Source organism: Mycobacterium colombiense CECT 3035 (genome assembly GCF_002105755.1).
In the GTDB taxonomy this organism is placed as follows: Bacteria; Actinomycetota; Actinomycetes; order Mycobacteriales; family Mycobacteriaceae; genus Mycobacterium; species Mycobacterium colombiense.
In genome coordinates this window covers 4,523,059-4,547,421 of sequence record NZ_CP020821.1, presented here as the reverse complement: position 1 = coordinate 4,547,421, position 24,363 = coordinate 4,523,059, and the positions used below count along the sequence as shown (strand labels likewise).

The 24,363-nt window shown below is 68.4% G+C and carries 28 protein-coding genes and 1 pseudogene; 14 read left to right on the top strand and 15 right to left on the bottom strand.

The annotated features are described in order from the left end of the window. The first annotated feature begins 12 nt into the window (after positions 1-12). Positions 13-786, top strand: a complete 774-nt coding sequence (locus tag B9D87_RS21340) for a hypothetical protein (RefSeq protein WP_040629378.1) — start codon at positions 13-15, stop codon at positions 784-786. Here B9D87_RS21340 and B9D87_RS21335 read toward each other — a convergent pair. The 3 genes from B9D87_RS21335 to B9D87_RS21325 form a co-directional block, all read right to left on the bottom strand. After that, on the bottom strand, positions 774-1,445 hold the full coding sequence (locus tag B9D87_RS21335; protein WP_007768743.1) for a GAP family protein: 672 nt from the start codon (positions 1,443-1,445) through the stop codon (positions 774-776). The two genes, B9D87_RS21340 and B9D87_RS21335, sit on opposite strands and share 13 nt — an antisense overlap. Positions 1,446-1,500: 55 nt before the next feature. Further along, entirely contained in the window at positions 1,501-2,154 is a 654-nt protein-coding gene (locus tag B9D87_RS21330) for a GAP family protein (RefSeq protein ID WP_174320882.1), read from the bottom strand. A 74-nt stretch (positions 2,155-2,228) separates the two neighbouring features. Then, positions 2,229-2,534, bottom strand: coding sequence for a hypothetical protein (locus B9D87_RS21325; protein ID WP_007768747.1), 306 nt, complete (start codon positions 2,532-2,534; stop codon positions 2,229-2,231). A gap of 231 nt (positions 2,535-2,765) precedes the next feature. Here B9D87_RS21325 and B9D87_RS21320 point away from each other — a divergent pair, with 231 nt between their 5' ends. Beyond that, positions 2,766-4,208: a glycosyltransferase family 39 protein gene (locus B9D87_RS21320; protein WP_238553386.1), complete on the top strand. Its 1,443-nt coding sequence runs from the start codon at positions 2,766-2,768 to the stop codon at positions 4,206-4,208. 7 nt (positions 4,209-4,215) lie between these two features. On the opposite strand, the gene B9D87_RS21315 is transcribed toward B9D87_RS21320, so the two are convergent. Further along, a complete protein-coding gene (locus tag B9D87_RS21315) occupies positions 4,216-5,043 on the bottom strand; it encodes a glycoside hydrolase family 16 protein (RefSeq protein WP_040629381.1) in 828 nt (275 codons plus the stop codon). 306 nt (positions 5,044-5,349) lie between these two features. Here B9D87_RS21315 and B9D87_RS21310 point away from each other — a divergent pair, with 306 nt between their 5' ends. Beyond that, positions 5,350-5,973 (top strand): hypothetical protein, encoded by a 624-nt coding sequence (locus B9D87_RS21310; RefSeq protein ID WP_007768756.1) that lies wholly within the window; start codon positions 5,350-5,352, stop codon positions 5,971-5,973. Positions 5,974-6,037: 64 nt separating this feature from the next. Here B9D87_RS21310 and B9D87_RS21305 read toward each other — a convergent pair whose 3' ends face one another. Both B9D87_RS21305 and B9D87_RS21300 read right to left on the bottom strand, forming a co-directional pair. Beyond that, positions 6,038-6,547 (bottom strand): MarR family winged helix-turn-helix transcriptional regulator, encoded by a 510-nt coding sequence (locus B9D87_RS21305; protein ID WP_007768760.1) that lies wholly within the window; start codon positions 6,545-6,547, stop codon positions 6,038-6,040. 167 nt (positions 6,548-6,714) lie between these two features. Further along, positions 6,715-7,305 (bottom strand): TetR/AcrR family transcriptional regulator, encoded by a 591-nt coding sequence (locus tag B9D87_RS21300; protein ID WP_007768762.1) that lies wholly within the window; start codon positions 7,303-7,305, stop codon positions 6,715-6,717. A gap of 100 nt (positions 7,306-7,405) precedes the next feature. On the opposite strand from B9D87_RS21300, the gene B9D87_RS21295 reads away from it, so the two are divergent. The 5 genes from B9D87_RS21295 to B9D87_RS21275 all read left to right on the top strand — a co-directional run bounded on the left by B9D87_RS21295 (position 7,406) and on the right by B9D87_RS21275 (position 10,561). Further along, positions 7,406-7,882: a DUF1772 domain-containing protein gene (locus B9D87_RS21295; RefSeq protein ID WP_007768764.1), complete on the top strand. Its 477-nt coding sequence runs from the start codon at positions 7,406-7,408 to the stop codon at positions 7,880-7,882. 51 nt (positions 7,883-7,933) lie between these two features. Continuing rightward, entirely contained in the window at positions 7,934-8,257 is a 324-nt protein-coding gene (locus B9D87_RS21290) for an NIPSNAP family protein (protein WP_007768766.1), read from the top strand. A 22-nt stretch (positions 8,258-8,279) separates the two neighbouring features. Next, the gene (locus B9D87_RS21285) at positions 8,280-8,663 is read left to right on the top strand and encodes a DUF4267 domain-containing protein (protein WP_007768769.1); all 384 of its coding nucleotides are present in this window, start codon (positions 8,280-8,282) and stop codon (positions 8,661-8,663) included. Positions 8,664-8,803: 140 nt separating this feature from the next. Further along, positions 8,804-9,748 carry an NADP-dependent oxidoreductase gene (locus B9D87_RS21280; protein WP_007768772.1) on the top strand — a complete coding sequence of 315 codons (945 nt, stop codon included), beginning with the start codon at positions 8,804-8,806 and terminating at the stop codon, positions 9,746-9,748. 39 nt (positions 9,749-9,787) lie between these two features. Continuing rightward, positions 9,788-10,561, top strand: a complete 774-nt coding sequence (locus B9D87_RS21275; protein ID WP_007768775.1) for an SDR family NAD(P)-dependent oxidoreductase — start codon at positions 9,788-9,790, stop codon at positions 10,559-10,561. Here B9D87_RS21275 and B9D87_RS21270 read toward each other — a convergent pair. Further along, positions 10,558-11,577: an NADP-dependent oxidoreductase gene (locus B9D87_RS21270; RefSeq protein ID WP_007768778.1), complete on the bottom strand. Its 1,020-nt coding sequence runs from the start codon at positions 11,575-11,577 to the stop codon at positions 10,558-10,560. The genes B9D87_RS21275 and B9D87_RS21270 overlap by 4 nt on opposite strands. 57 nt (positions 11,578-11,634) lie before the next feature. On the opposite strand from B9D87_RS21270, the gene B9D87_RS21265 reads away from it, so the two are divergent. Then, positions 11,635-12,318 carry a DUF3060 domain-containing protein gene (locus B9D87_RS21265; RefSeq protein ID WP_007768781.1) on the top strand — a complete coding sequence of 228 codons (684 nt, stop codon included), beginning with the start codon at positions 11,635-11,637 and terminating at the stop codon, positions 12,316-12,318. Between the two features lie 14 nt (positions 12,319-12,332). Here the strand turns inward: B9D87_RS21265 and B9D87_RS21260 are convergent, their stop codons facing one another. The 4 genes and pseudogenes from B9D87_RS21260 to B9D87_RS21240 all read right to left on the bottom strand — a co-directional run bounded on the left by B9D87_RS21260 (position 12,333) and on the right by B9D87_RS21240 (position 17,691). Next, positions 12,333-12,698, bottom strand: coding sequence for an Rv0313 family protein (locus B9D87_RS21260; protein ID WP_282575178.1), 366 nt, complete (start codon positions 12,696-12,698; stop codon positions 12,333-12,335). A gap of 895 nt (positions 12,699-13,593) precedes the next feature. Continuing rightward, a pseudogene (locus tag B9D87_RS27955) lies at positions 13,594-14,196 on the bottom strand (DUF7159 family protein); the annotation flags it as partial. A 155-nt stretch (positions 14,197-14,351) separates the two neighbouring features. Next, the gene (locus B9D87_RS21245) at positions 14,352-16,307 is read right to left on the bottom strand and encodes an Hsp70 family protein (protein WP_040629388.1); all 1,956 of its coding nucleotides are present in this window, start codon (positions 16,305-16,307) and stop codon (positions 14,352-14,354) included. Between the two features lie 154 nt (positions 16,308-16,461). Further along, positions 16,462-17,691 (bottom strand): hypothetical protein, encoded by a 1,230-nt coding sequence (locus tag B9D87_RS21240; RefSeq protein ID WP_007768793.1) that lies wholly within the window; start codon positions 17,689-17,691, stop codon positions 16,462-16,464. A gap of 38 nt (positions 17,692-17,729) precedes the next feature. Between B9D87_RS21240 and B9D87_RS21235 the strand changes: the two genes are divergently transcribed. Next, on the top strand, positions 17,730-18,374 hold the full coding sequence (locus B9D87_RS21235) for a TetR/AcrR family transcriptional regulator (RefSeq protein ID WP_007768795.1): 645 nt from the start codon (positions 17,730-17,732) through the stop codon (positions 18,372-18,374). Positions 18,375-18,479: 105 nt separating this feature from the next. Beyond that, a complete protein-coding gene (locus tag B9D87_RS21230; protein ID WP_282575169.1) occupies positions 18,480-18,956 on the top strand; it encodes a nuclear transport factor 2 family protein in 477 nt (158 codons plus the stop codon). Between the two features lie 4 nt (positions 18,957-18,960). On the opposite strand, the gene B9D87_RS21225 is transcribed toward B9D87_RS21230, so the two are convergent. Continuing rightward, on the bottom strand, positions 18,961-19,620 hold the full coding sequence (locus B9D87_RS21225) for a L,D-transpeptidase family protein (RefSeq protein ID WP_007768799.1): 660 nt from the start codon (positions 19,618-19,620) through the stop codon (positions 18,961-18,963). 99 nt (positions 19,621-19,719) lie between these two features. After that, the gene (locus B9D87_RS21220; protein ID WP_040629392.1) at positions 19,720-20,397 is read right to left on the bottom strand and encodes a phosphatase PAP2 family protein; all 678 of its coding nucleotides are present in this window, start codon (positions 20,395-20,397) and stop codon (positions 19,720-19,722) included. A gap of 71 nt (positions 20,398-20,468) precedes the next feature. On the opposite strand from B9D87_RS21220, the gene B9D87_RS21215 reads away from it, so the two are divergent. Further along, positions 20,469-20,951, top strand: a complete 483-nt coding sequence (locus B9D87_RS21215) for a hypothetical protein (protein WP_007768802.1) — start codon at positions 20,469-20,471, stop codon at positions 20,949-20,951. On the opposite strand, the gene B9D87_RS21210 is transcribed toward B9D87_RS21215, so the two are convergent. Then, entirely contained in the window at positions 20,935-21,219 is a 285-nt protein-coding gene (locus B9D87_RS21210; RefSeq protein ID WP_007768805.1) for a hypothetical protein, read from the bottom strand. The genes B9D87_RS21215 and B9D87_RS21210 overlap by 17 nt on opposite strands. Positions 21,220-21,295: 76 nt before the next feature. Between B9D87_RS21210 and bluB the strand changes: the two genes are divergently transcribed. Further along, complete coding sequence (gene bluB / locus B9D87_RS21205; protein WP_040629395.1) at positions 21,296-21,964, top strand: 5,6-dimethylbenzimidazole synthase; 669 nt, start codon at positions 21,296-21,298, stop codon at positions 21,962-21,964. A 68-nt stretch (positions 21,965-22,032) separates the two neighbouring features. Further along, entirely contained in the window at positions 22,033-23,460 is a 1,428-nt protein-coding gene (locus tag B9D87_RS21200; protein ID WP_040629398.1) for a sulfatase family protein, read from the top strand. 12 nt (positions 23,461-23,472) lie between these two features. On the opposite strand, the gene B9D87_RS21195 is transcribed toward B9D87_RS21200, so the two are convergent. Beyond that, the gene (locus B9D87_RS21195) at positions 23,473-24,258 is read right to left on the bottom strand and encodes a trans-aconitate 2-methyltransferase (protein ID WP_007768813.1); all 786 of its coding nucleotides are present in this window, start codon (positions 24,256-24,258) and stop codon (positions 23,473-23,475) included. Between the last annotated feature and the right edge of the window lie 105 nt (positions 24,259-24,363).

Below are 24,363 nucleotides of genomic sequence, written 5' to 3'. Positions count from 1 at the left end.
TGGTCCGAAGACATGGACGCACACGGCTATTGCATGAGGTGGCGGGAGAACGCCGAACGCCGCGGCGTGGCCGCGCACGTCGTCGCCGAGATCGCCCGCCGGCACGACGTCACCGCCACGCGCTTCGGGGTCCTCACGAACATGCCCGAACTCAGCGACCCAGAGGGCAAATCGTTCTTCCTGATCCCCGCCTACGCCGACGGCGCGCGGGCGCGGGCCGCCGCGCTGATGACCTACATCCTCAACGCGGGCACCGGCTACGGCAAGGCTGGCGGGCGGGCCACCGACTTTCCGGTCACCCCGTACGGCGCCCCAGAGGTCACGCGAATCATGGCCCGCCAGAACGCAAATCGCTGGAGCTACACCCACGACGTCGCCTTCGTGCACCGCAACGGAGGGCGGCTGGTCACCACCCCCAACGGCATGCTCATGGGCGTGGGCGGCAACTTGGTCCAGCGGCTGTTCAGCCGGCGCGGCGGCACTACGTGGGGCGACCTCTTCATGGTCAACGCGGGCAAGGTCACCGACCCCGCCGGGTTACTGTGCCAGATCGTCTCGTCCGGGCGTGCCTGGTATCTCGACGGCAACGGCACGCCCCGCGCGAGCCGCCTCGACCTGGACCGGGTGCTGCACCACGAAGAGCGGCACGCCGCGCAATGGGCGGACCGGGGCTATGTCGGCATGCTCGCGGGGTATGGCCGGGAGTTGTTCCGCGAGTTGGTCTTTGGCGCGGTGAACCGGCTCGAGGCGGACGCCGGGCTGGCCGACGGCGGCTACAGGGCCTGAATCCCGTGGTAGAGCACCATCGCACCGATCAGCACCAAGACCGCCGCGAGTAGGGCGGCGTTGTTGCGGTCCATCCAGTCCTTGAGCCGCGCCAACGTGTCGTCGAGGCGGCTGCCGGCCGCCGCGTAGGCCAGTATCGGGATCGCGACGCTGGACGCCGCGATGGCGACGAAGAACGCGGCGGCGACCCAGTCACCGACGAGGCCGAGCCCGGCGGTGCCGATGCCCAATCCCGCCGGGATGCAGATGAGCACCACATCCGGCCGCACCACGGCCAGCACCGCACCCATGATCCCGGCCCGGGCCGGGCTGATGCTGGCGAACGAGCGCATCCAAGCGGGAGACTCCGCCTGGCCGTGCCGCTTCAGCCACTTGTAGATGCCGTACCCGATCAGCGCGGACCCCAGCACCACGCGCAGCCACGACGACCACCGCGGCGGCGCCTTGTCCAGGCCGCCGAGCAGGTGGGAGGCCGCGACGGAGAGCGCGGTCAGCGCGGCGAGGGTGAGCGCCCAGCCGGCCAGGAACGCCAGACCGCTCGGCCGCGGCCGCGGCGCCTGCAGCACCAGCACCGCCGGGATGACCGTGAGCGGCGAGAGGGAGATGACCAGTCCAAGCGGAACGAGCCCGGTCAGCACCGTCCCCCAGCTTCCTGCCATGGGCGGGATCCTTCCATTGCCGCGCCGGCACCACGCTGAAACGCGCCGAACCGATTCAGGCCAGCGTGCGAATTCCGTTGTAGAGCACTATCAACCCGATCAGGAACAGGATGACGGCCATCATCGCGTCGTGGTTCGCATCCATCCAGGCCTTGAGACGTTCCAGGGCATCGTCGAAACGGTCCCCGGCGCCGACGTAGGCCAAGATCGGGATCGCGACCGTCGATGCGGCGAGCACGACGAAGATCGCGACCGCGACGGCCTGAGCGCCGGTGCCCAGGCTGCTGTTGCCGACGGCCAGGCCGGCGGCGGCGCACAGGATCAGCACCTCGGGGCGCAGCGGCACCAGCACCGCCCCCATCACCCCGGCGCGCCCCGGCGAGAGCGTGGAGAACGAACGCATCCAGCGTGGCATGCTGCGCTGCCGATGCCGGGTGAACCAGTGGTAGGCCGCCAGCGCGAGGAGCGCCACGCCGAACGCGAGCCGCACCCAGCCCGCCCATTTCGGCGGCGTCGCGTGGAAGCCACTGAGCAACTCCGAGCCGCTGACAAACGCGGTGGTGAGGGCGACCAGGCCCAGCAGCCAGCCGCCCAGAAAGGAGAGGCTGGCCGGGCGCGGCCGGGGCGCGTGCAACACCAGTACGGCGGGGATGACCGTGATCGGTGACAGCGCGATGACCGCCGCCAACGCGATGAGCTTGCTCAGCACCGAGGCCCAACTTGCGTCCACGGGCAGCAATCATCGCATTGACGTGCCGCTCATGCAGCGGTCGAACGGACCGGTCAGCCTTTGCGGCGCAGCGTCCACGCGGGCACCCAGTGCGTCACGGTCCTGCGCTTGGAGCCGTACGCGACGGGATAGGTCACCAGCCCCCACCAGTCGCCCTGCTCGCACAGGGCCCAGCAGCTCAGCCACCCCTCGACGACCTTGTGCAGCTGCAGACCGTTGGGCTGATATCGCCCCGAGCGGTGCGGCTCGCGCGGGAAGAGCACCGTCAGGTCGACCAGCACCGCGACCGCCGGACGCACCACCCGGAACGGGCTGCGGACCGGCTGGCCGTTGTACCCGATCGACGCGAGCGGTCCCATTGATCGATCATACGTTCGAATACCCGGCGGGTTGAGCCCGCTGAGCGGCCCGGTTGGCTTCTGGCAACATAGCGGTGTGTTCAGCCAAACCGCGACGTCCCGGGCGGTTCGGTGAGCATCGGAACCACCGAGGCGGGGCGGCGTCGCCGTGGCGTGCGGGGCGCTCGCCGGCCGGCGGTACCGGCCGCGCTGGACCCGGTGATCGTTGCGCTCGCCGCCGCCGCGGTGAGCATGGCCGGCGCCGCCCGACCCTCCTTCTGGTACGACGAGGCCGCGACCATCTCGGCCGCCTACAGCCGGTCGCTGGCCCAGATGTGTCACATGCTGGGCAACGTCGACGCCGTGCACGGCTTGTACTACCTGCTCATGCACGGCTGGTTCCAGGTTTTCCCGCCCACCGAGTTCTGGTCGCGCGCGCCCAGCGCGCTGGCGGTCGGGGGTGCTGCGGCCGGCGTCGTCGTGCTGGGCAAGCAGTTCTCGTCCCGCACCGTCGCGGTGGCCTCCGGAGCGTTCTGCGCGATCCTGCCGCGGGCCACGTGGGCGGGTATCGAGGCCCGCCCCTATGCCCTGTCGATGATGGCCGCCGTGTGGCTTACCGTCCTGCTCGTCTATGCCGCGCGCCGTGACACCGGTTGGCTATGGCTGTCCTATGCCGTCGCGTTGGCCTGCTCGATCGTGCTGGACGCCTACCTCGCGCTGCTGCTGGCGGCGTATGCGGTGTTCGTCGGCGTCTTTTACCGGAGCCGAACGGCGGTGCTGGGCTTCGTGATTGCGTCGGCCGCGGCCGTGGGCGCGCTGATGCCGTTTCTGATGACGGTCGCCGGGCAGGCGCACCAGATCAGTTGGGTCGCACCCATCGGCCACCGCACCATCGAAGACGTGCTGATGCAGCAGTATTTCGAACGGTGCCCGCCGTTCGCCGTGCTGTCGGCGTTGCTGATCGGCGCGGCAATCGTGTTGTGGCTCAGCGGGCCCGCGCGCCTGGCGGAGTCGCAGCGCCCGCTGCTGGTGCTCGCGACCGGGTGGCTCGCGGCGCCGACGGCCGCGATCGTGACGTATTCGGCGCTGGTTCACCCGATCTACACGCCGCGCTACCTGTGTTTCACCGCACCTGCGCTGGCGTTGATCCTCGGTGTCTGCGCCGGCGCGGTGGCCGCCAAACCGTGGGTGGCCACGGCGATCGTCGCTCTTTTCGCGGTGGCTGCCGCGCCCAATTACGTTCGGGTGCAACGTAACCCGTACGCGAAATACGGGATGGATTACAGCCAGGTCGCCGACCTGATCACCGCGAAGGCGGCGCCGGGTGACTGCCTACTGGTGAACGACACGGTGACGTTCATGCCGGCGCCCATGCGCCCGCTGCTGGCGGCCCGCCCGGACGCCTACCGCAAGCTGGTCGACCTCACGCTGTGGCAGAAGGCGACCGACCGCAACGACGTGTTCGACACCAACCTCATCCCGGAGGTGGTGGCCCGGCCGCTGAGCCAGTGCGGCGTCGTCTGGATCATCACCCAGGCCGACCCGTCCCAGCCGGCACACGAACAGGGCACGGCGCTGCCCCCCGGCCCGGTCTATTGGGCGAGCACCGCCTTCGCGGTGCCGCACGACCTCGGCTTCCGGCTGGTGGAGCGCTGGCAGTTCAACCTGGTCCAGGTGCTCAAAGCGGAGCGATAGCCCCGCTCTACCAGATGTGGATCCAGTCGACGAGCATGTCCGCGGGGTAGGTCGCCGCGGCAGGATCGCCGGCACCCACCCCGCCGACGGCGAGGGTGAACATGGGCGTCATCCAGTACCCGGGATTGTTGAACGGCCACCGGAAGTCGTCGGGAGCGCCGCCATGGACGTGGATGGGCTTATTGGGCACCTTGAAGTACTCGGCCCCGTCCCGCGCGAACTCGAAACCCTCTTCGCCCCAATGCATTCGCCAGGTGTGCCAGTTGCCGTCGACCATGCCGGGGATGGACTTGCCTTCCCAGGTCTTCCCGTTCGACGCGGCGTGCACCGTGGTTCCCGGAGGCCACGAGCCGTTGCCGTACCACTCGAAGAGGTCCACCTCGCCGTCTGGCAGCGGATCCTCGTTGACACCCCAGAACGCGGACCACAGGCCCGGGTCCAGACAGTTCAGCTTGATCCGCGCTTCCCAGGTCTGATTGATCATGCTGCGGAAGTTGCCCCGCAGTTTGGCACCGTAGTAGGTGTCCCCCTCCTGGGTGGCCCGCAACACAAGGTTGGAGTTCCCGTCCTGGAACACGTTTCGGCGGTCGTCGCGGTATATCCCCGCGACCGGCGGGAACACGTCGTCCTGCCAGGTCTGGATCGTCCACTTGCCCGGATCGGGCGCCGAGCCCGCGGGCCCGTCGAACTCGTCGGCGAAGATGTAGCCGCCACCCCCTGCAGACGGCGCGGCCGGAACCGACGGGCCCGCCGGGGTGGCCCAGGCACCCGGCAGGCGCATCGCAGCCCCGATCATGCCGAGGCCCGAGATCAACATCATGCTGCGACGATCCATCTAAACCACCAATCGTTCAAAGCCGGCTCGTCAAGCTCGGCGAGATCTCCCCAGGCAACTCTCGCAAACGGTGTTATGAAACCACGCGGTGGGGTGGCCCGCATCCCGCGGTCGCGCCCCGCGCGCGGCGTTCCCGGTCGCGACCCGCGCACCGCTCCATCGCCGCCATTCCGCTGGCATAAGCAAGCGACGATAGCAGCCGCGGCCACGATTTCCTGGGATTTCCAGCGCTAACCATCAACCACGTTGACATCCTCCGCCGCGCTGGTATCAAGGAGGTTGATGGTTCGAGAAAGGAAAACAACCATGTCTCATGGATTCTTCGGTGGTTTCGGTGGACCGGGTTTCGGTGGTCCCGGCTTTGGCGGCCCCGGCTTCGGTGCACCCGGTTTCGGCGGTCCGGGCTTTGGCGGCCCGGGCTTCGGTGACCCGGGTGCGGGCGGTCCCGGCTTCGCACCCTTCGGCAAGAAGGGTCGTCACGGGCTCAAGCGCGCGGCATTCGTCACCGCGGCATTGCTGTTGGACGGGCCGGCGGACGCCGCTCAGGTGGTGCAGCGGGTGTCCGACGCGACCGGCGGCGCGTTCACCCCGCCGCAGGACGTGGCCGAGCTGGCGATCGGCATTCTCGCCGGCCGCGGTGTGGTCACCGTCGACGGCGGCGTGGCGACGCTAACCGAGCTCGGCCGAAACCTGTTGGCCTGGCGCGGAATCAGTAGCGAGACCGCGCACGCGTTCCTGGGCCGGGCGGCGAAGTTCGGTGACGTTCTCAAGATCCGCAAGGAGTTCTTCGAGATCGCCGGGTTGGCCCGCACCATCGCATGGACGGGCACCGACGAGCAGAAGCAGCAGCTCGCCGAGACCCGGACCAAGGTGCTCGAGGCGCTGACCGATGCGCGCAAGGCGCTGCACCGGGTTCTCGGCGAGGCGTAGAGCGCGGGCAACGGGCCGCGTCGAAAGAGTGGCCCGCACAACGGTTATGAGTGTGAGCCGGCCATCATGGGCGCGCTGTTCTGATCGCAGCTTTGCGACGGTTACGCGGCGCGGCCGACCGGGGTGGCCGGTCACGCATGTGGTCACGGATACGGGCCATGAGGTCGCCGAGGGTGATCACGTCCTGGTCGGAAAGCGACCCGTACAACAGGTCGCGCACGATCTGGATGTGACCGGGGAGGACTTTGTCGACACGGGCTCGGCCCGCCTTGGTGATCTCGACCACCGTGGCGCGCTTGTCATGAGTGCTGATTTGGCGGCTGATCAGGCCTGCATTCTCCAAAAGCCCGGCCTGATGGGTAAGGCCGCTGCGGCTGTAGACCACACCGTCGGCCAGTTCGGTCATCGTCAGCGGCCGGCCGGCGTCGACCAGTTTGGCCAAGACCTCGAACTGGACATAGCTGAGGGCACCCTCGGCCTGCAACTGCTCTCGCACGGCGTACTGCAGCAAGCTGGCCGCCTCGGTCAGGGCGAAGTACGTGCGCATTTGCGCGGGCTTGAGGCCGTCGGCCATGCGGCCATCCTAATGCTTCGACGTCGCAGCGATTCCCGGCGGCCGCAACGGCGCCGGGCGGATGATCCCGCGTGGTCGAAACGACGTGCGAGACTTCGTCATTCGTCGACGCAATGCTCTCATGGGAGCGGCGCTTCCGCCTCGAGACCTCGAAAGAATGAGGCGGGCTAGCGGCTCGTCCGCCGTGTGGTGGTGAACTCGTCGACGAGCAGCCGGAGACGGTCCGACTCGTGCGAGGGACGCAGCCGGCCGGTACGGCCGAGGGTGACCAGCCCGTGCAGCGCGGCCCAGAACACCTCGGTGAGCGTGTCGGCATCGTGTCCGCCGGCGACCATGCCGACCCCGTGTTGCAATGCGGCGAAGGCCGCCGAGAGCTGAGCAGGCGTGTCCTGGGCCGCGAATTGCAAACTGGTCGCGCGGGTGAACATCGCGTCGTAGACCGCGGGGTTGTCGCGGGCAAAGTCCAGGTAGGCGCGGCCGATCCGGGTCAGGGTGTCACCGGCGGCGCCGGTGTCGGAGTGGGCGGCCCGGATCGCCTCGGCGAGTTCGGCGAACCCGTCGAGGGCTACCGCGTCCGCGATGTGTTCCATGCCGGTGAAGTGCTTGTACAAGACCGGCTGGCTGTACTCGATTTCGGTGGACAGCCGGCGGGTGGTGACGGCATCCCAGCCTTCGGCTTCGGCCAGCCGGCGGGCAGTCCCGATGATCAGCCGTCGGCGGGCGGCCCGATCGCGTTCGCGGCGGTCCTCAATGGACATACCCCAACTTATCACGGCTAGAAAAACTAGCGTTGCTATTGACGCCTTACCCGCTCTGGGGTTAGCGTTGCTAACACCTGCGAACGAGGGGAGTTACGACATGCTTTTGGACCTCATCACCCGCGCCGCCGCATTGGTCGCGGTGCTGGGCACCGCGGTGGTTTACGGCACCGACGTTTTCTGCGCGATCGCCATGCGGCCGGCGCTGGCATCGGTGGACAACGATGCCCTGGTCGCGGTCATGGGACGCGTGCACCGATACGGAGACCGGCGCATGCCGGTGCCTGGGGTGCTCGGGGTCGTGGCCACCGCGGTGAGCGCGGCACTGGCCGCGCTCACCGGGCACTGGGCGCAGGCGATCGCGGCGGGCACCGCGCTGGTCCTGCTGGTGATCTGGCTCGTGCTCTACACCCGGATAAGCGCACCCATCAACAGGCAACTCACAGCGGCCGCCGATGCGGGTCAGACGCTCCCGAATGGGCTTGCGCTGCAGGCGAAGTGGGACTCAGTCATCGGCGCCCGCGCCGCACTGCAAGGTCTGGCTGTGGTCGCCCTGTGCGTGGTGTTGACGATCTGACGCAGCCACACCGATTTCCCAGCCGAATTCGACTCGAGGAAAGGGACTTTGATGTTCCAGCTCAGGATCTACACCCTGCGATCACCGGAAGCTCTGCGGCGGTATGCGACGGTTCACTGGGCCCGTCACCTGGACACCTTCCCGGCGTTCGGAGTCACCACCCACGGTGTGTGGACCGAGCAGGACGGGGGCGCCACCGCCACTCGACTCGTCGCGCTGGTCGACTATCCAGCAGATGCCGACCCGGAACAACTGACGCGCCGGGTGATGGCCAGCGCGGAATTCGGCGCCGACATGGCCGGCTTCGACGTCGACGACATCATCGACGTGGAATCGATACTCCTTGACCCGACACCGTTTTCACCCATTCGTTAGCGACACCCAGGGAGCGCTCGACATGACGATCACCACCACCGTCGGCTACGTCCTCGCCGGACTGCTCGCCGCGGCCATCATCTTCATCGGCGCACGCTTCCTCGTCGCGCCGCGCGTCGCCGCCGCCGGCTACGGTGTGCCGGCGACTTTGAACGAGCCGCGCTCGGGCGCCTACCTGAGCGTCAAGGGCGTGCGCGACATCGCCACGGGACTGTTCGTCATCATCCTGATGGCCTCGGGGGCGACCCACCTCGTTGGCTGGGTGATGTTGGCCGCCACCATCATTCCGCTCGCCGATGCGGCCATCGTGCTGCGCAACGGCGGCTCCAAGTCGGTTGCTTGGGGAATTCACGGCGGCACCGCCGCCGTCATGCTCATCACCACCGCGCTGCTGCTCATCCCCTGAAGGCGTTGACGCCGGCGACCCTCCACCGTTCAGCGGTATGACGACCATCACAGGGCGCCAGGGAATTGCTTCGAGGTCGAAGCGGGTTGCAGCCGGTGTAACTGCTTCGAGATTGAAGCAAATGACCGAGGAGGGACACTATGAAGGCCATGCGATACCACGAATACGGCGGTAGCGACGTTCTGCGGTACGAGGAGGCACCCCGACCCGTGCCAGGCCCGCACCAGGTGCTGGTAAAGGTCGCCGCCACCTCGTTCAACCCGGTGGATGCCGGCATCCGTGGCGGTTACCTGGCGCAGGTGTACGAGATCGGCTTCCCGCACATCCCCGGTGTGGACGTCGCCGGAACCGTCGCTGAAATCGGCGAGGGCGTGCAGGACTGGAACGTGGGTGATGCCGTGGTGGCGTTTTTGCCGCTGGATGCCGATGGCGCTGCCGCCCAGTACGCGATAGCGCCGGCCGAATCGCTGGCCCCCGCACCACGGTCGGTGGACCTCGCCGACGCGGCCGCGCTGCCGGAGGCCGCGCTGACGGCGTGGCAGGCGCTGTTCGAGATCGCGGGTTTAACCGCCGGACAGACCATCCTGATCAACGGCGCCGCCGGTGCGGTCGGTGGCTACGCGGTTCAGTTGGCCAAGCGGGCCGGAGCGGTCGTCACCGCGACGGCCAGGGAACGCGATGCCGAGCGGCTGCGGTCCTTGGGCGCGGATCGAATCGTGGACTACATCGACTACACGTCTTCGCCGATCGACGTTGAGGGTGCACCGTTCGACGTTGTGCTCAACCTGGTCAGCACCACCGACGAGCAAACCGAAGCCCTGATCGGCGTGGTCGCCGACGGCGGTTTCCACGTCGGCACCATGGTTTTCGGGCCGCAGAACCCGGACCGGGGGGTACGCAGCCAGCGGGTCTTCGTCCGGAGTGACGCCGCCCAGCTCGCCGAGCTGGTCAGTCGCGTCGATGACGGGCAACTGCGCATCGAGGTCGCCCACCGCCGCCCGTTGGAGCAGGCCGCGGCCGTGCACGCCGACTCCGACAGCGGCAACCTGCACGGCAAGACCATCCTCATTCCCACCCACCCGTAGCCCCCCGCCACAACCGCTCTCTGACAAGGAAACTCGACCATGGACAAACTCGCACTCATCACCGGGGCCACATCGGGAATCGGCCAGGCATATGCGCAACGCCTCGCCGCCGAGGGCTACGACTTGGTGATCGTGGGCAGGCGCGAGGATCGCTTGGCGGCGTTCGCCGACGCCCACCCTGACGTGAGAATCCGCACGCTGGCCGCGGATCTTGCTACCCACGATGGCGTGGCACGGGTCGCCGAGATCTGCGCCGCCGAACCGCTGACGATGCTGGTGAACAACGCCGGGGTCGCCCACTACATGCCGTTGGCGGAGCTGCCGGCGCGCAAGGCCATGGAACTGGTGAACGTGAAGGTCCTCGCCCCCACGATGCTCACCCGCGCCGCGGTCGCCGGGATGCTGGAGCGCGGTGCGGGCGCGATCGTCAACATGGCGGGCATGATCGCGTTCAGCGGTCCCGCCCCGCATTCCCAGATGCCCCGGCGGGCCGTCTACGGCGGGACATTGGCCTACCTGGTCGCGATGTCGCAGACGCTCAGCGCCGAGCTCGAAGGGACAGGGGTCGTCGTGCAGGTGGTGTGCCCCGGGGTGGTGGCGACCGAATTCCACGAGCGTCAGAACATCGACCTCAGTGCGGTGCCACGGATGAGCGCCGAGGACGTCGTCGCCGCCAGCCTGCACGGCCTGCGGTTGGGCGAAACGGTCTGTGCCCCCGGCATCGAGGACGCCAGCCTGTTGGACGCTGTCTTCCAAGCAGAACTCGCCGCCTTCGGCGCGCAAAGCCCCCAACTCGCCACCCGCTACCGCTAGCGGGGGCTGGGTTCGCTGAGCCTGACCAGGGTCTTGCCGACGTTGACGCCGGTGAACAGGCCGTTGAGGGCATCGACACAGGACTCGATGCCCTCAAAGATGGTCTGCCGGTGGTGAAGTCGGCCTTCGGCCTCCCACTGGCGTAGCGCGGCGAAGGCCTCGTCGAAGCGCCCCCACTGATCGAGCGCGTTGAAGCCCTGCATCAGCGCGGTCTTGGACAGCAGGTTCACGTAGTTGGCCGGCCCGGGATGGTCCCCGGTCAGGTAGCTCGAGATGACGCCGCACAGGACGACGCGCGCGCGGGCGGCCAGCCGGCCAAGCACGGCGTTGAGGATGGGGCCGCCCACGTTGTCGAAGTAGACGTCGACGCGTTGCGGGCAATGCCTTTTCAGCGCCGCCGCGACGTCCTCGTTCTTGTAGTCGATGCACGCGTCGAACCCGAAGTCCTCCACCACCGCCCGGCATTTCTCCGGGCCGCCCGCGATGCCCACCACGCGGGCGCCGGCGATCTTGGCGATCTGCCCGGCGACCGATCCGGTGGCACCCGCCGCCGCCGAGACCACCACCGTTTCGCCGGGCTGCGGCCGGCCGATGTCGGTCATCCCGAAATAGGCGGTGGCGCCGGTCGGCCCGTACACGGACATGATGGCCAGCTGGTCGTCCTCGCCCGGGATGGGCGTGCTGAACAGGTCGTCGCGGATGAGCGCGTATTCCTGGAAGCCGGTCAGCGTGGTGACGACGTCGCCGACGGCATAGGCGTCGCACCGCGACGCGACCACCTCGCCGATCCCGGCGGCGCGGATAACCTCGCCCAACTGCACCGGCGGAAGGTAGCTGGGCTGGTCGTCCAGCCAGGTGCGGGCGGCAGCGTCGATGCCGACGTAGGTGGTCCGCAACAGCGCCTCGCCGTCGGCGGGTTCGGGCGCGGGCGTGGTGACCATTTCCGTGTCGTCCGGCTGGACAAGCCCCGACGGGCGGCGACGCAACAGGACCTGGCGATTCGGCAAATCGGGCACGATCGTAAAAACTACCGAACGGGCCGGAAACGCAGAAGCAAATGGCATATTCAATGCATGGCAGCAAACGAAGACCCGGAAGACCGGATCCGGGAACTCGAGCGCCCGCTCGCCGAGACGGCCCGGGCGTCAGAACAGGGCAGCTCCCAGCCAGCGGGCCAGAATTATCCGCCCGGCCCGGCGGGCCCCCAGCCCCCGCCGTCGGCCCCGTGGACCTACGGTGGCCCGCCCCAGCAACGTCCCTCCGGCAACCGCGCCTGGTGGATCCTCGGCACGATCGTGGTCATCGGCATACTGGCCCTCGCGGGCGGCATCGCGGCCTTCGCCGCCCACCAGCTCTCCGGCGTGAAGTCGATCATCGCCTCGCCGCCCACCATCTCCAAAACGTCTAGCCCGCCGAGCATTTCGACGAATCCCGGCCTCACCACCCCGCGCAGGAGGTCACCGTCGCCGTCGACCTCACCCGCCGCGCCGCCGGGCACCGAGCTCAGCGTCGCCGGCATCAACGAGAACCGGACCATCACCTGCAACGACAACATCGTCAGCGTCAGTGGGGTTTCCAACACGGTGACGATCACCGGGCATTGCACCAGCCTGTCAGTGTCCGGCGTGCAGAATTCGATCACCGTCGAGGCCGTCGACAGCATCGAGGCCTCCGGCTTCGACAACAAGGTCACCTACCACTCCGGCGCGCCGAAGATCAGCAACTCCGGCGGCTCGAACGTGGTGCAGCAGGGCTGAGCCGAAAACGGCTGCTACGCAAGCCCTTCGATGTCGCCGTCGTCGAGGACCTCTTCGGCGTCGTCGTCGAGGACGCCGACCGCGATGCCATAGGGCAGGAAGCGCACCTTGCGTTTGGGATCGACGTTGTCCTTGTTCGCCCGCAGGGCGTCGAGTTCGGTCGCATAGACCTGTTCGACGCGGGCACCACCGTTGGCCTCCACCGTGTAGATGGCCCACACCCCCTCACCGGCTTCGCCGGCGGTTTCCGGAGCACTGCGCGGACGCCGCGACAGGTCTTCGAAAAGTGCGGACCAGCCCGTCCGGCCACCGGGGGCGGCCACGAACTTGCTGACCCGCTCGAACACGTCGCGCAGCCCTTCGCTGCCCTCCCGGATCATCCGGTCGAATTCGTCGGGATCGAATCCGAATCCACTGTGCTCGCCCACGTGTCCTCCTTGGCGCTCGTGCCGTATCCGCCAGTGTGCGCTCAGTCGGCAGCGTGTGCCACGTGCTTACTGGCCGGGCGGCGGTGGCGGGTTGATCGGAATCGGCACCGTGACGAACGGGAAGTGCAGGTACATCGTCACCGGTGGCTGCCGGGGCAGCTGCGGCGCGGCCGGTGGGGGTGCGGGCGCCGGCGCGGCCGGCGGGGGTGCGGGTGCCGCGGCCGGCGGGGCGCCGCCTCCTGGACCGGTGGGGGCGCCTGCCGGACGGGCGGCGGCACGTACTGCGGCGCCTGCCGGGCCGGGGCGCGATACACCGGGGCCGCCGGCGGTTGGGTGACCTGGGTCTGCGGAGCGGGCTGCTGCACCGGTGACGGCGCGGGGGCCGGTGCGGCCACCTCCGACGGGCTCGGTGCGGGTGCGGGCGGCGGCGCGGGCTCGGAGCCGGCGGCTGCGCCTGCGGCGGGTTGCTCGGCGGCGGGGCCGGCAGCTGGATTCCCGGGGTGGCGACGCCGACGCCCGAATTGTGCCGCACGTCGGGCCCCGGGCGATCCGACGTCAACGTCACCAGCACCACCCCGCCTATCGCGGCGACGATGGCGGCCAGGGCGCTACCGGCCAGCAGCATGGACCAGGGCCGGCGCGGGGGCCTCTCGTCCTCGTCCGGCACGGCGCTGTACGCCCGGGCGCCGGTGGCGAAGTCGGCGTCGTCCCAGGCGTGCAGGTAGGTCGGGGTGATCGCGGGCGGGCTCAGCTCCCCGGTGCCCGGGTCCAGCGCGTAGGCCAGGGCCGCCGTCGACGACGCGAACAGCGGCGCGTTCGCCGAAGCCAGCGCCGCTCCGCGGGCCAGCGCCATGTCCGGCTCCTCCGGGCCGGTGACCGGAAGTGAGGTCGCCGCCTCGAGCGTGGACTTCAGCGCCACGATGTCGGTTCCGCAGCCGATCAAAAACACACCGTCGGCCCGCGAGCCGCGGGCGTCCAGACCGGAGACCATCGTCGCCAGTTCCGCCGCCAGGCCTCCCCCACGACCGTCGCCGGTCTGGCGCCGGTGCAGGTCGACGATCGAGCCGTCGGCGACGTCGACCACGGCCAGCGTCGCGTTCGACGGCTCCACGAACAGCATCGCGAGGCGCTCGTAACCCAGGGCGTAGCCAACGGTCTGTGCCAGCGCGGCCGCCGCGAGCAACGGTGCGACCAACATCACGCCGTCCAGCTCGTGGGTTTCGATCGCCTCCCGAAGCGCCCCCACGCCGGTCGGGTCGCTCCAGGTGACCCCGGTCGAGGTCAACCGGTGACCGCCCTCCGACACGCCTTCACGGCTGCCGATGATCGCGTCGATCACCTGATCGACCGAATTCCCTGCGGTCCCAACCGCGAACTCTTCTTGTTCAACGGTCACGCCGTCAGCATTTTGGCCTTCGATGGCTACCAGGCGGACTGTCCTGGGAGCCATCGACACCCCAAGCACGATGTCCACGTAACGCCTCCAAGGTCTTTTTCAACGCCCTTCGCGAGGGCATGACGGGATGAACCCGTCTGAACTTGGTGACCTAAACGTTACGCGTGTGTGGCTGGCCGCGCAGGAGGTGTCCGTACGCAGGAACGACGCTAATACCCCGGCCCGAGGAACGGATTCTGCGAGCTCCCCGGGTACTGCGAATACTGGCCCCCCGGATACTGATTCCCCGGATACGGCTGGTATTGCGGGTATTGCGGTGTCGATGGGGCCTGCTGCTGGGGGACCGGCACCGGGATCGGTATCGGCAGCAGCGGAACGTGGATCCACTCCGTCGTCATCGGCACCGTCGTGCTGGTGGTGGTCGGCGGCGGTGGTGGCGGCGGTGGCGTGGTGGTTTCCATCGGCGGCGGCGGAACCGTCGTGGTGATCGTCGGTTGCGGCGGCGCGGTGGTCGGCGGCGCCGTGTGCCGAGGCGTGTAGACGGGTGCCGGCGGTGCGGTGGTGACCACCACCGGTGGTGGCGGCGGTGGTGGCGGCGGCGGCGACGGCGGTGGCGGCGGCGCCGGGCTGGGAACGGGTTGCGCGCTGGGCGGCGGTGGCGGCGCCGGTACCGCGGTGGGCGGAGGCGGTGCCACCGGATGCGGCGCCACCGAGTTGGCCGGCGGCGCGGGCAGCGGGGCGACGGAGGGCGGCGGCGGTGCCGGCCGGTTTTCGATCCCGGTCAGCGTGTAGGCCACCCCGCCGATCGCCGTCATCGCGACCACGGCCGACATGCCGATGATCAATTGGGAGAACCGCAGACGCAGCCAGGGCCGGCGTTCCGGCGGCGGTTGGATGACATTGAGCCGCATCGACCAACCGGCCGGACCGTCCTCGTCGTAGGTCTCACCACCGAACCGCATCCGCAGGTCGCCAGGGTATTCGGTCTGCGACCAAGCCAATTCGCGATCGGTCAGCGCCTCGTCGTCGATCACCAGCACGTCGCCGGCCCCCAGGTCGACGACGTCACCACTCGCGTCGGCCGACGCGAGCAGCCCGATCGACGTCCGCGTGCGCAGGTCCAGCTCGCCGCCGCGCGACGCCAGGATCAGCGCCCCGCTGGCCGCGGCCAGGGCCGGTTGCGACGGCGTCAGGATCGGCGTGCGACCGTGCATCGAAAGCCGTTCGGTGACAAGCGGAATGCGCGCGCCCCCACCCACCGTGACCACCGCCGCGAGGTCCGACCAGCTCTTGCGGTAACGCACCAGCATGTCGTCGAAGGCGTAGATGAAGCCGGTCAGCCGGTCCTGGATCAGCTCTTCGAGGTCGTCCTGCGTCAACGTCAGGCTGCAGCTGCGCCCGCCCAGCACCGCGGTGATCTCGGTGGCCATCTCGGTCGAAAGCCGCTCCTTGCCCGCACGGCATTGCTCCTTGAGTTCGACGAGCTGTCCGACGCCGGCGGTGCTGGCCGGGTCGAGGCCGCTGCCGTGGCCCAGCTCCTCGAAGGCGCGCAGCTGCAACTCCTGGTCGATCTCGTCGCCGGACAGCGCCGCGTAACGCAATGTGGCGCTGACGAGTTCGAAGTCGCCCGCGACGTTGACCAAGGTGGCCGACGCGCCGCTGCCGCCGAAGTCGAGCAACCCCACCACGCCCTCGTCGGGCAGACCGAGTTCTGCCTTCACCGCGGTCAGCGACGCGATCGCGTCCGAGACCAGCCGCGGTGCCATACCGCTGCGCACGAAGCCCAGATGCGTTCGCAGCGCGTCCCGCAACGCCTGCACCGTCGCGGGTTTCCAGTGCGCCGGCACGGCGATGGAAATCTCCGAGCACGCCGCATCCGCGCCCGCGGCAAGCACCATCGCGTCCAGCGCCTCCACCGTCAGCAGTTCCGGATCGTGCGCGGAACCGTCGGGTGACACCAGCGCGACGGAATCACCGATGCGCTCGATAAAGCCCTTCATCGGTACGCCGGGTTCGGCTAGGTACGGGTTCTCTTCGGGTGCACCGATTTTCGGTGCACAGTGCGGATAAAGGGTAAGCACGGACCGGCGGCTAACCGGTGGGCTTCCATTACGCGCAGCGACCAGGTTCGTGGTCCCGATCGACAACCCGAGTGGGTCGTACATAGAGCGAAAACCTTCGTCCATAGGGGTCGGTGGCCAGCGTTAACGATAGCCGCGGACACGCGGAAAGCCGATGCTTCGCAATGCCATTGGTATCCGCTCGATGCGGTTGCGTCACCGAAGCGGTACCGAAAACCCCTTGACAAAAACCCTTGTGTTACAACACCGTCAGCGGCAGCGAACGCCTGGGCTCGAATTGAAACGTCGATCCCCCACTGACTCTGACCACCGAAACCTCTGGCAGTTCCTCGCTCGGAGTGTCGGTTTCGACCAGTTCGGCCGTCCAGTCGGCCGCCGTGCCGCTAACTCGAACCTCGATCCGCGGTTCCACCGCGGTGGCGATGGCCTGGAGCGGCTGCACGGATCCCGGCGAACACAGCGAGATCCAGGATTCGTCGTCGTGGGCCGGCGACGGGTGGACGTGCAGCCGGTTCGATTCCGTCTCGGCCACAACGTAGCCCGCCGGGTTGAGCAGCGGGTGCAGCTCGAGGACGCGCAACACGCCTTCGGCACCGCCCGGAAGTTTCAATGCGCGGTGAATGCGCTCGGCGGCCACTCCCGCGATGCCGGTCAGACCTTTGGTGCACACCGAGACGGCCTCATCGTCGTTGGCGGCGCGCGCCCGCACCGCGATCACGAACGACAGGTACAGCAGGTGCATCTGCAGGCACACCTCGTCGGCCATCCGGACCAGCGCAGAATGCGAGAAGGCGGCGAAGTCGAAATCGGACAGCAACGGGCCGGAGTAATCCGCCTGTCCCTCGTCGGAGGGGTCGATGGGGTCGAGTTCCCAAGTCGCAGCGCGGGTTCGACCCACGATGTCCAGGGCCGGGATGCTCTGCGCCTCGGGGTAGGACTCGTCGATGATGACGGTCCAGGCGCAATGCGGATGCCGGTCCGCGGGCGTCCGCGGCGGGCGATGAATCGGGCGCACCTGGGCGCGCGGGTTGGTCGCGATCGCTGTGGCGTCGAAGGTCGGGTCTTCGATGGTGTGGCACATGCCGAACACGTACTGCTCGCCCATCGGCTCGACGTCGAGCAGGGCACCGCAGTGGTCGAGCTGAAATTCGCCATGCCAGCGGTCGTGCACGGTGTATCGGAAATCCATGAATTGTGGTGGCGCGCCGATGTCGAGCTGCAGGCCCTTGAAGATCGTCGGCACGTCGTTGCCTTCGTAATTCAGCGCCTTCTGCATGCGCCGGGTGTAGATCGGGCTGGAGCCCGCCCACTCCTCGATGGCGATCTGCACCATCTCATCGCGGCCGAATGAGGAGATGCACCAAGCCATCCCGGATCGGTCGATCAGCTGCCCGATCAGCAGCAGTTCGGGAACCAGGACGACGAGTTCGTCGCGGGACAATTGCGCGTATCGCGAGGGGCTGCTCACGCCCCAAAAATAGACTCGACTATGTTATAAAGTCAACAATGTCCATCGTCGCTGGCCACACTCCCGATCGCCCGGTTGGCCCCACCCGGCGAACCACCGCGCCACGCAAGCGCGGCGATGACACCCGGGCGAAAATCATCGACGAGACGGTCCGCTGCATCGTGGAGGAGGGGTTCTCCGCCGCCACCGCCAAGCACGTGGCCGAACGCGCCGGCGTGACCTGGGGGGTCATCCAGTACCACTTCGGCGATCGCAACGGCCTGCTGATGGCGGTGGTAGACGACGGGGTGGCGCGGCTGGTGGACAGCCTGTCGTCGGCCGACGTCAGCGAGCTGCCGCTGCGCGAGCGCATCGAGGTCGTCGTGGACACCGCCTGGAGCTGCTACAGCAGCCCGACATCGATGGCCGCGTTCGAAATCCTGCGCGAGACGCGTGGCGGCCCGGACCCCTCCTCGCGGCGCCACCTGCTCGACATGAACTCGGCGGTCGGCCAGCTGGGGCGACTGATCACCACCGACCCCGCGTATGCGGGTGTGGCCGAGGTCATTTGGGCCACACTGCGCGGTGTGGTGCTCGCGCAGATGCTGACGGGCGCCGCCATCGATTGGAGCCTGGAACGACGTGCCCTCGTCGACATGGTCACCAGCTACCTCTCCGAGGGCCGGGGGCACCGCAACGCGTGAACCGCGCACCCGACCCGCCGCACAGCATCACTGTCGTTTGAGTCTCGGCGACCGGCACTTCGATGCGAGCGCAGACGGCGCACCTGCGTGTGCTGCAATGACCTGATGACCCTCGACGATCTCGCCGATATCGAAGCGATCAAGCAAGTCAAATACCGGTATCTGCGCGCGCTGGACACCAAGCATTGGGACGACTTCACCGACACCCTGGCCGAGGACATCAAGGCCGACTACGGGCCGTCCATCGGCAACGAGCTGCACTTCACCAACCGGGCCGACCTGGTGGAGTACATGCGGACCTCGCTGCCCGCGAACGTCATCACCGAACACCGGGTGACGCATCCGGACATCACCGTCGACGGCGACACCGCCACGGGCAGTTGGTATCTGCAGGACCGGGTGATGGTCGCCGACTTCAACTTCATGCTGATCGGCGCGGCGTTCTACCGCGACACCTACCGGCGGACCGACGCCGGCTGGAAGATCAGCGGCACCGGCTACGACCGAACCTACGACGCCACAATGTCTTTGGAGGGGCTGAACTTCACGCTCAAGCCCGGACGGGCGATCGCCACCGACTGAGGCGCTACTTGGTGATGGCGATGACCGCGCCGGGCCGCAGCCATTTCATGATCGACACCAGCTGAGCGTCGTCGACCGCCACGCAGCCCTCGGTGGGCTTCCCGTCGGTGGTGTGGAAGAAGAACGCGGCTCCCCCACCCGGCGTCTTGTTCTTGTTGACGCCCATCACGACCGCGTGCTTGTACTGCGGGATCTGCAGGTTCTCGCTGTCGCCGGTGTTGAACGGGCACTGCGCCTTCTGGCAGACCTGCATCGAGTTGAAGGTGGGGCTGTGGTCGTCGCCGCTCCACCAATAGTTGGGCCCGGACACCTGGGTGTAGGGCAGTCCGGTACCGGGATTCGGCGCCGTGCCGAACGCGGAGTCCAGGCTGTACACCCCCATCGGGGTGGCCGGAACGCCGCTCTTGGCCTGCGGCGCCATGCCCGCCGAACCGACGTGGGTGGGGATGTTGGACCGCAATGACTGCCAACCGGTGCCGGTGCGCTGGAAGATCTCCATGGTCGCGTTCGAACCGCCGGTGCTCACCACCGAAACCACCTGGGTCGCATTGCCGACCGCGTTCGCGAACCAGGGAGCGCCGGCGGCGGCACTGATGGGCGCCAGCACCACCGAGGCGAAGATTACGCCCGCCGCGGCGCACCATGAAGTGAGCAGTCGGTGCATGCCCTCCATCGTCAAACGGGCACATCGTCAGGGTCAAGTAAAGCTTTAGCCCCGGTTCGGTCACCGCGCCGTGACCAAATGTGCACCGGGACAGCGTCGTTAGGGCACGGTGGCGCTCTCGGACTCACGCCGCGGGCGGGCGGACGGCCCGATCGGGGGCCGAAAAACCCAGAGGCACAACAGGAAATACAGGTAACCCAGCGACCAGCCGGCCAGTACGTCGGATGGATAGTGCACGTTTAGCGCCACCCGGGAGATGCCGACCGTCAGCAGCGCGGCCGCCACCACCGCGACCGCCACGCCGCGGATCAACCGGTTCATCATCGGGAAGAAAAAGCACAACACCGCGAGTAGGGCCGCCGTGGCCTCCAGCGCATGCCCGGACGGGAACGACGTGGACGGCGCGGCGACCAGCATCGTCGCCGGACGGGGCCGGTTGACCAGGGCCTTGGCCCCGGCGGTCACGAATTCGTTGAGCGGCCCGCACGCCAGGACCAGCACCAGCGCGGCCCGCGGATTGCGCACCACCAGCGCCAACACCGTCATCGCGATGCCCAGCACCGACATCGGGACCGGACCCAGCGCATACGACACGGCTTCCCAAAACCGCGGCCACAGCGGATGTTTGAGCGCAACGTCGCGGGCCGCGTTCAGCAACGACCAGTCCATCCGGTACATCCAGGTCCAGTGCCGGCAGTAGCCCGCCCACGTCACCGCGTACACGACGGCTGCCACCACCGCGATCCACACCGCCACCGGCGTCCTCGGGCGAGTCATAACCAACCGATACCAGCTGCGTCGCCGCTCGACCCGCTGCACCCGTCGACAAGCGCGGTCATACTGTCGATATGGCCGTCTTCGTCCGTAGGTTGTTCGGCATCGGCAAGCTGCCCGACGAGCTGCACGCGCAGCTCGAGTCGGAGGGCATCACGTACCTCGCCGACTACGTCGCCGTGACCCGGCGATTCAGCGGCACCATCCCCGGTGTGCGGCTGCCGCACAGCGTGGCGAGCTACACCGGCTCGCTGGTCTTCACCTCGGAGCGGGTGCTCGCGACGCTGTCGATGCTGCCCCGGCTGGCCGGCCCGACCGTCAACGTGCGGTGGAACGCGCCGCAGACCGGCGCGGCGCAGGTGGAGATCTCGCCGACCGGACTGCAGGTCGACGTCGACGTGTCGCGGGTGGATGAGAAATTCAGCGGCGAACTGTCGCTGCACTACAAGGTCGCCATTCCCGACGATGTGCTCAGCGGCCTGCCGCGGCGGTCGCTGGCGTTCGACATGCCGCCGGACTACGTGTTCCGCGCGGTCGGGGTCACCTATAGTCCCTGATCACAATGCGCGGCCACGGCGGCTGCCGCAGCACCGCCAGGCTGCCGATCACCGCGGCCAGCAGGCCGGTGATCACCCCGATCAGCGCGATCCGGCCGCCGTCCACGGCCGGGGTCCAGGAGGCCTTCCCGTCGCGGATGGCGAACACCCCCAGCGGTTTGGTGACCACGATGATCGTGGTGCCGTCCGGGGTCTGGTAGGGCTCGCCGTAACCGCGGCCGGCCGCGGGGTCGGCGGCCAGTTGATCGAGCAGATCGGAAGGCTTCACGGAAAACCACTCCCTTCCTGGGGTTCGCCAGGCGCTCAGGCCTGGCCAGGCTCCACGCTAACGCGGATTTCCTACGATGGCTGACGTGACCGGTGAGGCATTCAGTCCGCAAGAGCGGCGGGCCGTCTATCGCGTCATCTACGAACGCCGTGACATGCGCCGGTTCGTTCCCGGCGCGGTGGTGGACGAGGCCGTCCTGGCGCGCCTGTTGCAGGCCGCGCACGCGGCGCCCAGCGTCGGGTTGATGCAGCCGTGGCGCTTCATCCGCATCACCGACGCCGCGCTGCGGCGGCGCATTCACGCCCTGGTCGACGAGGAGCGTCCGCGCACCGCGGCGGCCCTGGGCGAGCGGGCCGACGAGTTCCTGGCGCTCAAGGTCGAGGGCATCCTCGAATGCGCGGAGTTGTTCGTGGTGGCGCTGGGCGACGGCCGCGATGCGCACGTGTTCGGCCGGCGCACGCTTCCGCACATGGACCTGGCGTCGGTGTCCTGCGCGATCCAGAACCTGTGGCTGGCCGCGCGCTCCGAGGGCCTCGGCATGGGCTGGGTGTCACTGTTCGATCCGCACCGGCTGGCGGCGCTGCTGGAGATGCCGAACGGCGCCGAACCGGTGGCCATCCTGTGCCTGGGACCGGTGCCCGAATTCCCCGACCGCCCGGCGCTGGAACTGGACGGGTGGGCGGTCGCGCGACCGTTGTCGGAATTCGTCTGCGAAAACCGATGGGGTCAACTGCCGGCGCCCTGACCCGTCGGCACTCAGGAAACACCCGGGGAAGTTGCGGTAACGTCGCCGGTCGCAAGGCAATGTGAGAGGTGACCCCATTGACGCCGGGCGACACAGCGGACCAAAAACGGAAAACGGCCCACAGGGACAACGTGCTGATCGTGCACTGGCACGACCTGGGCCGCTACCTCGGCGCCTACGGCCACACCGACGTGTCGAGCCCGCGACTGGACCGCCTTGCGGCCGAGGGCATCCTGTTCACCCGGGCGCACGCCACCGCGCCGCTGTGCTCGCCGTCGCGCGGATCGCTGTTCACCGGCCGCTACCCGCAGAACAACGGCCTCATCGGCCTGGCCCACCACGGCTGGGAATACCGTGACGGCATCCGCACCCTGCCCCAAATATTATCCGAATCCGGCTGGTACTCAGCACTTTTCGGAATGCAGCACGAGACGTCCTACCCCAAGCGGTTGGGCTTCGACGAGTTCGACGTGTCGAACTCCTATTGCGACTACGTGGCCGAGCGGGCCGACGAGTGGCTGCGCCAAAGCGCCGACGGCCTTGTCGGACAGCCGTTTCTGCTGACCGCCGGCTTCTTCGAGACGCACCGGCCCTATCCGCGCGACCGCTACACACCGGCCGACAGCGCCCAGGTGGACCCGCCCGACTACCTGCCCGACACCCCCGAGGTGCGCGGCGACCTCGCCGACTTCTACGGGGCCATCAGCACCGCCGACGCCGCGGTGGGGCGGCTGCTGGACGCCCTGGCCGACACCGGTCTGGACGCCAGTACCTGGGTGGTGTTCTTCACCGATCACGGCCCGGCCTTCCCGCGGGCGAAATCCACGCTGTATGACGCCGGCACCGGCATCGGCATGATCATTCGGCCGCCCACCGGCCGGTCCATGACTCCCCGCGTCTACGACGAGCTGTTCAGCGCGGTCGACCTGGTCCCGACCCTGTTGGGGCTGTTGGGAATTGACACTCCGGCCGACGTGGACGGTCTATCGCACGCGCCCGCTCTGCTGGAGCCGGATTCCCCGACCACGCCGGTGCGCGATCACGTCTACACCATGAAGACCTACCACGACTCGTTCGATCCGATTCGCGCGATTCGCACCAAGGACTACAGCTACATCGAGAACTACGTGCCCCGGCCGCTGCTCGATCTGCCACTGGACATCGAGGAAAGCCCGTCCGGGCTGGCCGTCGCGCCGCTCGTCAAGTCGCCGCGGCCCGAGCGTGAACTCTACGACCTGCACGCCGACCCCACCGAGACCACCAACCTACTCGCCGGAGACGGGGCGGGCGCGGACGAGATCGCCGCCAATCTCGCTGTGCGGCTGCATGATTGGCGTCAGCGCACCGGCGATGTCATCCCGTCGGAGTTCGCGGGCACCCGCATCTCCGCGCGGTACACCGAGACATATCTGCAGATCCATCATGCGAAGCCGACCCCCCGCTCGGCCATTGCCGCCGACCGCGGCATCGAGGAAGGCAAGCCCACGCAGCGCTAGTGGCGATCGGGACTAGCCCGCAGAGCGGCTCGCGCCGCCCACCTCGGCGACGACGAACACCCGGCGGAACGGGAAGATCGTCGTGCCGTCGGCGCGGGGCGGGTAGGCGTCGCTCAGCAGCGGGATCAGCTCCTCGCGGAACTGCTCCCACGTCTGGTCGTCCAGCCGCTCGCGCACCGGCACCAGCGCCGTGCCGGTGATCCATTCCAGCACCGGATCCTCGCCGGTCAGCTGGTGCAGATAGGTGGTCTCCCAGACGTCGACCTTGCATCCCGCATCGAGCAGCAGGTTGGCGTAATGCGCCGGCGGCTGAACCACGGCACCGACACGAAATGGTATGTCGCGCAGCAACTTTGCATACGGCTCGCGGCGGGCCAGCGCCCGCACGGCGGCGTAGGACGGCGACTCGAAGTTGCCCGGCATCTGGACGCCGATCCACGATCCGGGGGCCAGTTGCCCCGCCCACCGCCGCAGCAGGTCGGCGTGTTCGGGCACCCAGTGCAGGGCCGCGTTGCTGACCACCACGTCGGTGTCGGGTTTGGGCTTCCAGTCCCGCAGGTCGCCGGTGGCGGCGTCGATGCCCCGCTCCTTGGCCGCGGCCACCATCTGCGGTGAGCTGTCCATCGCCTCGATCACCGCGTCGGGCCAGCGCCGGGCCAGGTATTTCGTCAGGTGACCGGGGCCGCAACCGAGGTCGACGACGCGACGAGCCCGCTCGGCACCCACCCGCGACAGCAGGTCGTAGAAGGGGCGGCCGCGATGGTCGGCGAAGGCCAGGTAGACGTCCGGATCCCACATGTCGATCCTCCCGATCCTCGCGCGCCGCTAGCAAACCGTATAACTCCTATGGTGCGCCGACGCGGCCCGGATGGTCCCCGGATAACGCCGTCACGACCGAAACCG

Excerpts from the sequence above, each read along its gene's own strand:
- B9D87_RS21340 (WP_040629378.1), top strand. The coding sequence starts at position 13 with ATGGACGCACACGGCTATTGCATGAGGTGGCGGGAGAACGCCGAACGC.
- B9D87_RS21335 (WP_007768743.1), bottom strand. The coding sequence starts at position 1,445 with ATGGCAGGAAGCTGGGGGACGGTGCTGACCGGGCTCGTTCCGCTTGGA.
- B9D87_RS21325 (WP_007768747.1), bottom strand. The coding sequence starts at position 2,534 with ATGGGACCGCTCGCGTCGATCGGGTACAACGGCCAGCCGGTCCGCAGC.
- B9D87_RS21320 (WP_238553386.1), top strand. The coding sequence starts at position 2,766 with ATGGCCGGCGCCGCCCGACCCTCCTTCTGGTACGACGAGGCCGCGACC.
- B9D87_RS21315 (WP_040629381.1), bottom strand. The coding sequence starts at position 5,043 with ATGGATCGTCGCAGCATGATGTTGATCTCGGGCCTCGGCATGATCGGG.
- B9D87_RS21310 (WP_007768756.1), top strand. The coding sequence starts at position 5,350 with ATGTCTCATGGATTCTTCGGTGGTTTCGGTGGACCGGGTTTCGGTGGT.
- B9D87_RS21305 (WP_007768760.1), bottom strand. The coding sequence starts at position 6,547 with ATGGCCGACGGCCTCAAGCCCGCGCAAATGCGCACGTACTTCGCCCTG.
- B9D87_RS21300 (WP_007768762.1), bottom strand. The coding sequence starts at position 7,305 with ATGTCCATTGAGGACCGCCGCGAACGCGATCGGGCCGCCCGCCGACGG.
- B9D87_RS21295 (WP_007768764.1), top strand. The coding sequence starts at position 7,406 with ATGCTTTTGGACCTCATCACCCGCGCCGCCGCATTGGTCGCGGTGCTG.
- B9D87_RS21290 (WP_007768766.1), top strand. The coding sequence starts at position 7,934 with ATGTTCCAGCTCAGGATCTACACCCTGCGATCACCGGAAGCTCTGCGG.
- B9D87_RS21285 (WP_007768769.1), top strand. The coding sequence starts at position 8,280 with ATGACGATCACCACCACCGTCGGCTACGTCCTCGCCGGACTGCTCGCC.
- B9D87_RS21280 (WP_007768772.1), top strand. The coding sequence starts at position 8,804 with ATGAAGGCCATGCGATACCACGAATACGGCGGTAGCGACGTTCTGCGG.
- B9D87_RS21275 (WP_007768775.1), top strand. The coding sequence starts at position 9,788 with ATGGACAAACTCGCACTCATCACCGGGGCCACATCGGGAATCGGCCAG.
- B9D87_RS21265 (WP_007768781.1), top strand. The coding sequence starts at position 11,635 with ATGGCAGCAAACGAAGACCCGGAAGACCGGATCCGGGAACTCGAGCGC.
- B9D87_RS21260 (WP_282575178.1), bottom strand. The coding sequence starts at position 12,698 with ATGATCCGGGAGGGCAGCGAAGGGCTGCGCGACGTGTTCGAGCGGGTC.
- B9D87_RS21245 (WP_040629388.1), bottom strand. The coding sequence starts at position 16,307 with ATGTACGACCCACTCGGGTTGTCGATCGGGACCACGAACCTGGTCGCT.
- B9D87_RS21235 (WP_007768795.1), top strand. The coding sequence starts at position 17,730 with ATGTCCATCGTCGCTGGCCACACTCCCGATCGCCCGGTTGGCCCCACC.
- B9D87_RS21230 (WP_282575169.1), top strand. The coding sequence starts at position 18,480 with ATGACCCTCGACGATCTCGCCGATATCGAAGCGATCAAGCAAGTCAAA.
- B9D87_RS21225 (WP_007768799.1), bottom strand. The coding sequence starts at position 19,620 with ATGCACCGACTGCTCACTTCATGGTGCGCCGCGGCGGGCGTAATCTTC.
- B9D87_RS21220 (WP_040629392.1), bottom strand. The coding sequence starts at position 20,397 with ATGACTCGCCCGAGGACGCCGGTGGCGGTGTGGATCGCGGTGGTGGCA.
- B9D87_RS21215 (WP_007768802.1), top strand. The coding sequence starts at position 20,469 with ATGGCCGTCTTCGTCCGTAGGTTGTTCGGCATCGGCAAGCTGCCCGAC.
- bluB (WP_040629395.1), top strand. The coding sequence starts at position 21,296 with ATGGCTGACGTGACCGGTGAGGCATTCAGTCCGCAAGAGCGGCGGGCC.
- B9D87_RS21195 (WP_007768813.1), bottom strand. The coding sequence starts at position 24,258 with ATGTGGGATCCGGACGTCTACCTGGCCTTCGCCGACCATCGCGGCCGC.